General features: G+C 68.8%; 11 protein-coding genes. 5 read left to right on the forward strand and 6 right to left on the reverse strand.

Annotated elements, in window-relative coordinates:
* Nucleotides 1-17: 17 nt before the first annotated feature.
* A complete protein-coding gene (locus tag B0W80_RS27565) occupies nt 18-845 on the reverse strand; it encodes an SDR family NAD(P)-dependent oxidoreductase (protein WP_083745675.1) in 828 nt (275 codons plus the stop codon).
* A 205-nt stretch (nt 846-1,050) separates the two neighbouring features.
* On the opposite strand from B0W80_RS27565, the gene B0W80_RS27570 reads away from it, so the two are divergent.
* Nucleotides 1,051-1,941 carry an SMP-30/gluconolactonase/LRE family protein gene (locus B0W80_RS27570; protein WP_077002351.1) on the forward strand — a complete coding sequence of 297 codons (891 nt, stop codon included), beginning with the start codon at nt 1,051-1,053 and terminating at the stop codon, nt 1,939-1,941.
* A 6-nt stretch (nt 1,942-1,947) separates the two neighbouring features.
* Nucleotides 1,948-3,075, forward strand: a complete 1,128-nt coding sequence (locus tag B0W80_RS27575) for a mandelate racemase/muconate lactonizing enzyme family protein (protein ID WP_077002352.1) — start codon at nt 1,948-1,950, stop codon at nt 3,073-3,075.
* 64 nt (nt 3,076-3,139) lie between these two features.
* On the opposite strand, the gene B0W80_RS27580 is transcribed toward B0W80_RS27575, so the two are convergent.
* From B0W80_RS27580 to B0W80_RS27595, 4 genes are all read right to left on the reverse strand, one after another.
* The gene (locus B0W80_RS27580; protein ID WP_077002353.1) at nt 3,140-4,573 is read right to left on the reverse strand and encodes an aldehyde dehydrogenase family protein; all 1,434 of its coding nucleotides are present in this window, start codon (nt 4,571-4,573) and stop codon (nt 3,140-3,142) included.
* A gap of 147 nt (nt 4,574-4,720) precedes the next feature.
* On the reverse strand, nt 4,721-5,488 hold the full coding sequence (locus tag B0W80_RS27585; RefSeq protein ID WP_077002354.1) for a DUF4239 domain-containing protein: 768 nt from the start codon (nt 5,486-5,488) through the stop codon (nt 4,721-4,723).
* 10 nt (nt 5,489-5,498) lie between these two features.
* Complete coding sequence (locus B0W80_RS27590; RefSeq protein ID WP_077002355.1) at nt 5,499-6,809, reverse strand: MFS transporter; 1,311 nt, start codon at nt 6,807-6,809, stop codon at nt 5,499-5,501.
* Between the two features lie 27 nt (nt 6,810-6,836).
* A complete protein-coding gene (locus tag B0W80_RS27595) occupies nt 6,837-7,325 on the reverse strand; it encodes a glycine zipper 2TM domain-containing protein (RefSeq protein ID WP_083745676.1) in 489 nt (162 codons plus the stop codon).
* 223 nt (nt 7,326-7,548) lie between these two features.
* On the opposite strand from B0W80_RS27595, the gene B0W80_RS27600 reads away from it, so the two are divergent.
* Nucleotides 7,549-7,809, forward strand: coding sequence for a hypothetical protein (locus B0W80_RS27600; protein WP_077002356.1), 261 nt, complete (start codon nt 7,549-7,551; stop codon nt 7,807-7,809).
* 91 nt (nt 7,810-7,900) lie between these two features.
* On the opposite strand, the gene B0W80_RS27605 is transcribed toward B0W80_RS27600, so the two are convergent.
* Nucleotides 7,901-8,446 carry a hypothetical protein gene (locus tag B0W80_RS27605; RefSeq protein WP_077002357.1) on the reverse strand — a complete coding sequence of 182 codons (546 nt, stop codon included), beginning with the start codon at nt 8,444-8,446 and terminating at the stop codon, nt 7,901-7,903.
* A 215-nt stretch (nt 8,447-8,661) separates the two neighbouring features.
* Between B0W80_RS27605 and B0W80_RS27610 the strand changes: the two genes are divergently transcribed.
* A complete protein-coding gene (locus B0W80_RS27610) occupies nt 8,662-9,174 on the forward strand; it encodes a carboxypeptidase regulatory-like domain-containing protein (RefSeq protein ID WP_143684804.1) in 513 nt (170 codons plus the stop codon).
* A gap of 164 nt (nt 9,175-9,338) precedes the next feature.
* Nucleotides 9,339-9,717: ESPR-type extended signal peptide-containing protein (locus B0W80_RS27615; RefSeq protein WP_143684805.1), on the forward strand; the 379-nt coding region annotated here is incomplete at its 3' end.

Below are 9,717 nucleotides of genomic sequence, written 5' to 3' on the forward strand. Positions count from 1 at the left end.
GTGCGCTCCATGCGGGACTACCGGGTCACCGAGAGGAAGCCACCGTCGATGTAGAGCGTGTGGCCGTTGATGTAGGCACCGGCGTCCGACGCCAGCAGCAGTGCCGCGCCGGCGATGTCCTCAGGCTTGCCCCAGCGCTTGGCCGGCGTCCAGTCGGCGACGAAGGCGTTGAACTCCTTGTCGTTGGCCTGGCTGAATTCGGTGGCGGTGTAGCCCGGCGCCAGCGCGTTGATGGTGACGCCGGTGCCGGCCAGGTCGGCCGCCAGCGCGCGCGTGAAGGCCGACACGCCGCCCTTGGCCGTCACGTAAGGCACCAGCCGCGGCCGCGACACGTGGTTCATGATCGAGCCCATGTTGATGATGCGGCCGCTGCCCTGCTGCACCATGATGCGGGCCGCCTGCTGCGCCACCAGGAAGCAGGCGGTGAGGTCGACGTCGATCACCTTCTGCCATTCGTCGCGGGTGAGTTCGAGGAAAGGCGTGCGCACGATCACGCCGGCGTTGTTGACCACGATGTCGAGGGTGCCGCGGATCGCCCTCGCCTCCTGCACCGCGCTCGCCACCGCATCGGCGTCGGTCACGTCGAAGACCAGGCCGTGCGCATCGGCGCCGGCCTCGCGGAACTGCTGCACGCGCTCGTGCACGGCATCGGTGCGGTCGCACAGCACGAGCGTGGCGCCCGCTGCCGCGAAGCCGCGGGCCAGGCCCGAGGCGATGCCCCCGGCGCCGCCGGTGATCAATGCGACCCGGCCTTCCAGCGAAAAGAGCGATGCCGGCGCCAGCCCCTTGAACAGGTGCTGGGCATCCGGGCTGCGTGCGCCGGGGATCGGTGTGGCGATGGTCATCGGCTGGGCTCCGCGTTCTTGCTCTGGGTTCCTGGACTGGCAGCGAATGCTAGGCGCCGGTGCCCGCGCGCAGGAATTGGAAGTTCGGCAACCCGCTCTTCGCACAAAGCGAAGTGCGGGACAGCCCGGGGCTTGCCGGGCTTCGAACCCCCGGTTGCCGCAAAGCAGATTCCGCCCGCCGAGCCGCGACGCCTACGATGGGCCCATGAACCCGCCCATGCGCATCGGAACGCAGCGCGACGTCCTTGGCGAAAGTCCGCTGTGGGACGCGCCGGCCGGCTGCCTGTGGTGGGTCGACATCCGCGCGCCTGCCATCCGCCGGCTCGACGCTGCCAGCGGCGTGGTGCGCAGCTGGCCGATGCCGGCGCTGGTCGGCTCCATCGCCCTCGTCGAGGACGGGCGCCTGCTGGTCGCCCTGCCGCAGCAGATCGCGCTGTTCGATCGGCGCGACGGCGCGCTGGAGTCCTTCGTCGAGCCGCCGCCGATGCCACCGGAGCACCGCTTCAACGACGGCCGCTGCGACCGCCAGGGCCGCTTCTGGGTCGGCAGCATGCACAACCTCACGCGTGCGCCGGAAGGCGTGCTCTACTGCCTCGAAGGCCGCGCGCTGCGCGCCGTGCGCCAGGGCGTGTGCATTCCGAATAGCCTGGCCTTCAGCCCCGACGGTGCGACCATGTACTTCGCCGATTCATTGCGCTACGAGCTCTACGCCTACGACTACGACGGCCGGCACGGCACGATTGGCCGCGAGCGCGTGATCGCCCGCACGCAGCCGCCGGGCTTTCCCGACGGCTCGACGGTGGACGCCGAGGGCTTTCTCTGGAACGCCGAATTCAATGCCGCGCGCCTGGTGCGCTACGCGCCAGACGGCCGCATCGACCGCGTCGTGCCCGTGCCGGTGCCGCGGCCCACCTGCTGCGCCTTCGGCGGGCCGGCGCTCGACGTGCTGTACGTGACCACGGCCAGCCAGAACATGAGCACCGAAGACTTGGAAGCGCATCCACTCGCCGGCGCCCTGCTCGCCTTCGACGTCGGCGTGCGCGGCGTGGCCGAGCCGCGCTTCGCACTCGCAGGCCCCACATCGCAAGACCACTGAGAACCCATGACACCGATTCGACTCGCCTCCATCGAAGCCTTCGCCTACCGCGTGCCCGTGCTGAGCCCCATCAAGGTCGCCTTCGGCACCTTTCGCGACCGGCCTTTCGTGCTCGTGCGCGTGACGGACGAGGACGGCAACGTAGGCTGGGGCGAGGCCTGGGCCAACTGGCCCGCCGTCGGTGCCGAGCATCGGGCCAGGCTGGTGGTGGACTTCAGCGAGCGCATCGTCGGAAAGTCCTTCGATTCGCCGCAGCACCTGTTCGAACAGCTCAGCAAGCAGCTCGAAGTGCTGGTGATCCAGACCGGCGAGCTCGGGCCCATCGCGCAAGCGGTGGCCGGCATCGACATCGCCGTGTGGGACCTGGTCGCGCGCCGCGAGGGCAAGCCGCTGCATCGGCTGCTGAGTGGGCGCGATGTCGACAGCGTGCCGGTCTACGCCACCGGCATCAACCCCGACGAACCCGAGCGCTTCGCCGCCGCGCGGCAGGCCGAAGGCCACCGCGCCTTCAAGCTCAAGACCGGCTTCGGCCACGACGTCGACGTGCGCAACCTGCGCGCCATGCGCAAGGAACTGGGGCCCGACGCCGTGCTCACCTGCGACTCGAACCAGACGCATGGCCTGCAGGACGCGATCGCCTTCGCGCGGGCCATCGAAGACCTGAAGCTCAGCTGGTTCGAAGAGGCGATCCGCGTCGACGCGCCGGTGTCCGACTGGCAGGCACTGGCCGCCGCATCTACCACACCGCTGGCCGGCGGCGAGAACCTGCAGGGCGCGCAGTTCGATGCGGCCATCGGTGCACGCGTGCTGCAGGTGATTCAACCGGACGTCACGAAGTGGGGCGGCATCAGCGGCAACTGGGAAGTCGCGCGCAAGACGGTGGCGGCAGGCAAGCGCTACTGCCCGCACTACTTCGGCGGCGGCGTGTCGGTGCTCGCCTCGCTGCATCTGCTGGCGGCAGCCGGTGGGGAGGGATTGCTGGAATTCGACTGCCACCCGAACGTGGGGCGCGAGGCCGTGGTGGGCGATCTGCTGCCGGTGACGAATGGGCGGGTGCCGGTGCCGACGGGGCCAGGGTTGGGGGCGGTGCCGGATCTGGAGGCGTTGAAAGGCTATCGGACCTGGGCGCCTTGAGCTGATGGGTTCTGGGCGCTGCGCGTGTTGGATGCGCCTGGTGCCCTCGAACAACCCACCAGCATCACCCGTGGTAATGCACCAACGTCTTCGTCGTACTCAGTTCCTCCAACGCCAGCAACCCCTTTTCCCGCCCATGCCCGCTGCGCTTGGTGCCGCCGAAGGGCAACTCCACACCGCCACCGGCGCCATAGCAGTTCATGAACACCTGGCCTGCCTTCACCGCCTTGGCCACGCGATGCAGGCGGCCCGCGTTCTCGGTCCACACCGCCGCCAGCAGGCCGTAGTCGGTGCCGTTGGCCAGCCGGATCGCATCGGCCTCGTCGTCGAAGGGCATCACGGCCAGCACCGGGCCGAAGACTTCTTCGCGCGCAAGCGCATGCTCGCGCGGCACCGGGCCGAAGAGCGTCGGCTTGACGTAGTAGCCGGTCGACGGCACGCCGGGTTCGATCGTGCCTTCGGCCAGCACCGGCACGCCCGCTGCACGGGCTTCGTCGATGTAGCGCTGTACGCGCCGGAGCTGCGCCGGGTTCATCACCGGGCCGCAATCCTTGTCCATGGCGGGCGTGCCCACGCGCACCTTCGAGAAGGCCTCGGCCACCTTCGCGACGAAGCCGTCGTAGATGGAGCGCTGCACCAGCAGCCGGCTGCCCGCAGTGCAGGTCTGGCCCGCGTTCTGGATGATGGCGCGCACGATGATGGGCACCGCGCGCTCGGCGTCGACGTCTTCGAAGACGATCTGCGGCGACTTGCCGCCCAGCTCCAGCACGCACTTGACCGCGTTCTTCGCGGCCGCCTGCTGCACCAGCGTGCCGACTTCGTTCGAGCCGGTGAAGGAAACGAAATCGATGCCCGGGTGCGCGGCCAGCGCGGCACCGGCCTCTTCGCCGAGCCCGGTGATCACGTTGAGAGCGCCGTCGGGCAAGCCCGCGGCGGCAGCGATCTCGGCCACTCGCAAGGCCGACAGCGGCGTGTCTTCGGCCGGCTTGAGCACGGTGCCGTTGCCCATGGCCAGCGCGGGCACCACCGTGCGGCCCAGCATCTGCGCGGGGTAGTTCCACGGAATGATGTGCGCCGTGACGCCGAGCGGCTCGCGCACCAGGCTGACCTGGTGCCCGGCCAGGAAGGGAATGGTCTCGCCATGCACCTTGTCGGCGGCCGAGCCGTAGAACTCGAAGTAGCGCGCCAGCACCTTGATGTCGTTGCGTGCGGTGGCAAGCGGCTTGCCGGTGTCGCGCGCTTCGAGCTGCGCCAGTTCTTCCTCGTTCGCCAGCACGGCCTGGCCGATGTTCATCAGGATGCGGCCGCGCTCGGTCGCATTCATGCGGCCCCAGGGACCGTCGAGCGCGGCCCGCGCGGCCTGCACGGCCAGGTCGACCTCGTGGGCGCTGGCCAACGGAATCTGCTCGAAGGCTTCGCCGTCCGCGGGCGACACCACGGGCAGGCTGCGGCCGTCTCGCGCGGACAGCCAACGGCCGCCGATGAACATCTGCTTCATCCCGGAATCCTTTCGATGTAGGGCGCGCTTCGTCGTGACGATGCGCATAACGGATTCCGCCGACTGTAGGCACGCGCGTGCGCGGCGTGAATTGAAAACTCGGCAAGGTCGCCTTGCCCGCAGCGCAAGGCCACCGCGCTCGGCGCGCTAGTTGCCGAGCGCCCGCGCCGCGGTCGTCAACGGCTCGGTCGACACGCCGATCACGCCGGCATAAGGCGTATCGAGCTCCATCACCATGAAGAGCGCACACGCGAAGGCGAAGGCACAGACGCCAAGCGTGACCTTCACTGTCGCGTTGTCGGCGCCGAACACGCCGAGGCCCAGGTAGATCAGCAGCACCCATGCGATCACGATGGCCAGCACTGCCGGCGGGATCGAGCTGTCGCCGCTCTCGGCATGCAGCACGCGGTCGAGCGCGATGTCGGTGGACAGCTGCATCGCACGCGCCTGGTACCACTTCTGCGATTCGTCGTCAGGCTTCAGCTGCAGCACCGCATGCTGCAGTTGCGTGAGCGCAGCGAGGTTGGCCATCGGCGCATGCGGCGCGGTCAGGATGCCGCTGGGCGCATGGTGGTCCACGCGCGCGCGCATCTGGGCGAAGAGCTGCGCCAGTTCCGCTCGCACCGGTTGCGCCGCCGGGCCGTAGCCGGCAAGCGCCCGGTCGAGCAGCACCGCTGTCGACGCGACCTTCACGACCTCCGCGCCGCGATCGTCGAAGGCGTGCTTTGCCGAGGTGATGGTCAGGCCGAGCACCAGCGCCAGCAGTGTGGCCAGCATGCCGATGCCGACGTGCGCCACGTGCCGTGCATCGTCGGCCAGGTGATGCGAGGGCAGCCTCGCCGCGAGGCGGTTGCCCAGGTGCAGGGCCGCCACCGTGAGCGTGAAGACGCCGATCGAGATCAGGCTGGCGCGCATGGCGCGTCCCTCAGGCGCGCGCCGGCGCCGCGCTCGGTGCCGTGGGGTGGGCGCTCTGCGGCCGCACCAAGGCCGCCGCCGCGCCCAGCACGCACAACGCCGTGACGTAGTGCGCCGGCGCCATGCGGTCCCAGCCCATCAGGGCCGTGACCAGCACCGGCGTGAGGCCGCCGAAGACCGCATAGAAGGCGTTGTAGCCGAACGAAAGCCCCGTGGCTCGCACGGCCGCGGGGAAGGCCCGAACGCCGAAGATCGGCACGATCGCGATGCTGCCGGTGAAGAAGCCCGCGGCCGCGTAGTGCCACAGCAGCCACGCATGCGTGTTGGGCAGCCCGGAGAACAGCAGCCAGGTGGCGATGCCCAGGCCCAGCCAGCCGACGAACATGACGCGGCGCACGCCGACGTGGTCGCTGGCCCAGCCGGCGAGCACACAGCCGACGATGACGCAGAAGGTCGCGAGCGAGTTGGCCGCCAGCGATTCCGTGGCAACAACGCCATAGTGCTTCTGCAGCAAGGTGGGGCCGAGCAGCAGTACCACGCCGACCGCGGCCGACAGCACCCAGGTCTGCAGGCCCAGGTACAGCAGCGTGCCGCGGTGTTCGCGCACCACCGTCATCAGCGGCACGCCTCGGGCCAGCTCGCGGCGCGCGGCCATGGCCCTGAAGATCGGCGTTTCCTCGAGGAAGCGACGCAGGTAGACCGTGACCAGGCCGAACACGCCACCCAGCACGAACGGGATGCGCCACGCGAAGTCGCGCACCTGCGCGTCGCCGTAGTGCGCATGGATGACGTAGGCGGCCAGGCTGCCGAGCAGGATGCCGCCCGTCAGCCCGGCCGTGATGGTGCCGAGCGCCAGACCGTAGTGGCGGCGCGGGGCATGCTCGCCGACGAAGACCCAAGCACCGGTCAGCTCGCCGCCGACCGCCACGCCCTGCAGCACGCGCATCATCAGCAGCAGCGCGGGCGCCCACCAGCCGATGTGCTCGAAGGTGGGCAGGCAGGCGATCAGCAGCGTGGGCAGCGCCATGAGCAGCACCGACAGGCTGAACATGCGCTTGCGGCCCAGGCGGTCGGCGAAGTGCCCGAACACCAGCCCGCCGAACGGGCGCGCCAGGTAGCCGGCCGCGAAGATGCCGAAGGCCTGCATCTGGCGCGCGCCGTCGGACATGTGGGCCGGGAAGAAGAGCGACCCGATCACGCCGGCGAAGAAGACGTAGATCACGAAGTCGTAGTACTCGAGCGTGCCGCCGAGCGACGACAGCGAGAGGGTCTTGATGTCGGCCGCGCGAAAGCCGCGGTCGGCGATGGGAAGGCGGTTCATGGGGTGGCTTTCAGGCGCTGCGCCGTTTCAACGCGGCACCACGCGCGCGTTGACGCCGGAGCCTTCCAGGTACACCCGCATGCCCGGGTACAGCGCGGGGTTCACCGGCTGCGTGACCGCGACGATGACGCCGTTGTCCACGCGCACCACCACCTGCTGCGCCGGCAGCGGCCGGTCGAAGTCGGCCTGCTGGATCTCGTTGCCGAGGAAGCCGCCACCCAGCGAGCCCAGCACGGTGGCGACCGCGCGGCCGTTGCCGCGGCCGATCAGGTTGCCGAGGCCGGCGCCCGCGATGCCGCCGATGATGGCGCCCACGCCGGCATGCGACGGGCCCTGCAGCTGGCTCGCATTGATCTGCTCGATGACGCCCTGGCGCACCTCGATGGCACCCGGCTGCGGGCCGCCCGGGGGCGCGTAGCTCGCGCAGCCTGTCAGGCCGGCGGCGAGCGCCAACACGAGCAGGAGCCCGCGTGCTGCGGACAGGGGCGAAGAAGAGAAGCTGCGGATCGATGTCATGGTGACCTCTGTGCGGTGTGTTGAAGGATGGATGAATGCTAGGCAGCCGGCGCGTTGCCGAATTGCCTTCGCGTCCCATGTCTTGTTCGGGTGTCTGGCGCTTGCGCCGGAAACGAAGCGATGCGGGACGCCGGGGCAAGACATGGGACGCGAGACCCACATCGCCCGCCCCGCAAAACCTACAGTGACCAGGTCATCAACCAACCCTTCAAGGAATAGCTTCATGAAACCGTTCACTGCCTTCTTCAGCGGCGTCGCCGCCACGGCACTGCTCACTGCCTGCGCCACCTCATTCGCGCTATCGCATCCCAACTTCGAGAATGCCGAACAGGCCCTGCAAGTGGCCATCAACCACATCCGCGGCGCACAGCAGGTCAACGGCCCCACCTTCGGCGGCCATGCCGGCCGGGCCATCGACCTGATCCGCCAGGCGCAAGACGAGATCTCGATTGCCGACGAATACCACCGCGGCGTGCGTTACTGAACCGAAACGCAAAAAGCCGGCCGTCGCAATGACGGCCGGCTTTTTTTGTTCCCGCTTTTCTTTCTGGTCTTCCTCTTCTCCCCTGTCTTGATCAACGCTGCGCGACGGTCCGCTCCGGGTACCACTGCGTGAACTTGATCGCGCCGATCAATGCGGCGATCGTCACGAGGATGCCCACGCGCATCAGCTGCTCGGGCATCAGCAGCATGCCCACATCGGCCAGCACCATCACGACGAAGGCCAGCGCCCAGGCGCCGCTGATCACCATGTTCGTGCGCAGGAAGCCCGGCGTGTTCCAGTGCTCCGGCGGCACCTGCTCGCGCGCGTACTGCAACGTGAAGGGCCGGCGCAGTGCCATCGTGGCCAGCACGATGGCCAGCAAGCCCGCATCGACGCGCAGCCGCACGCCCATCACGGACCAGCCCGGATCGCCGAGCAAGGCCCAGGCAGCCATGCCGGCGAAGAGCACGAAGGTGCCGATCTCCAGCAGCTTGACCGAACGCCCCGCGCCCAGCGCGTCACGCACGATCAGGATGGCCGAGAGCGCAGCGCCGGTGGCCAGGCCTGCCAACGAGCCGGCGAAGCGATCGACCAGTGCGAAGCCGATGAAAGGCGCGAAGGCCAGAACGATGCCCATGAAAAACTCCTCGATAAGGTGGTTGAACGATGGGTGAATCGTAGGAATCGGCGGCCCTTGCGTGTGATCGCACCATCTCATTTGTGGACCCTGCGTCTCATGCCTGTCGGATGAATTCGCGTGCGGGACGGTGCGGCATGAAACGGGACAGGCCGCCAACAAGCGAACCCCTGCAAAGCCGACCATGGAGGCACCTCAACTCACAGGAGCAATCCATGTACTTCTCTTCCGCTTCCACTTTCACTTCCTCGATACAACAGCGGCGCGGCATGCGCTTCCTGGCTCATGCGGCACTCTCGGCCGCAGCCGCTGCGACGATGCTGCTGGCGGCCGGCGGCGCGCAAGCCCAGTCGCTGCCCAAGATCCACGTCAGCAACGGCATCGAATACGTGAGCGGCGGCATCGGCAGCGACGAAGCCACGCTCATGCGCGATTCGATCAGCCGCTGGCCCGCCAGCCTCGAGTTCTCGGTAAAGGACGGCCAGCGCGCCGAGTACGCCGCCAAGGTCGACGTCAGCGTGATCGACGCGAACGGCCAGGCCGTGCTGGACCATGTGACCGCCAAGGGCCCGTTCATGCTCATGGACCTGGCGCCGGGCCGCTACCGCGTGCTCGCCACGCTGTCGGGCAAGACCCTCGAGCGCCAGATCGACGTGAAGGCCGGCGGCCCGGTTCGCGCCGTGTTCGAGTGGCCAGCGGGCACCGACGGCGCCGGCCAACGCGGCTGAGCACGCCGAACGCAGCCGTGAGCAGGCCTTCGGGGCTGCGACAAAAAACGAGATTCAGTTTTAGCGATGTTGATCGAGAATCCGGCCCCGCAACGGGGATGAGACGGCCGTCTCGCTGACGCAGCGAGCATCGGGCATCAGGGATCGATTTGGGTCCCCTTGCGATGGCAAGGGAGGCCAGGAATTTGAACAAGCGATTTCATCGCGTCGTCGTCAACGCGGCGCGGGGCTCGAAGGTGGTCGTGCAGGAGACTGCGCGGGCCATGGGCAAGGTCGGGGCCACGCCGTTGGTGGCGGCTGCAATGGGCGCGTTTGGCGCGTTTGGCGCGTTTGGCGCGTTGGCAGCGCTGCCCGCTTCGGCCCAGATCGTCGGCGCCCCCGGCGCGCCCGCGAACCTGCGGCCCATGGTGCTCACGGCACCCAACGGCGTGCCGCTCGTGAACATCCGCACGCCCTCGGCTTCGGGCGTCTCCCGCAACCTCTACAACCAGTTCGACGTCTCCGCGCGCGGGCTCATCCTCAACAACGCCCGCACCGCTGCGC

Origin of the sequence: Variovorax sp. KK3, from assembly GCF_001984055.1 — a bacterium.
Taxonomy (GTDB): domain Bacteria; phylum Pseudomonadota; class Gammaproteobacteria; order Burkholderiales; family Burkholderiaceae_C; genus Variovorax.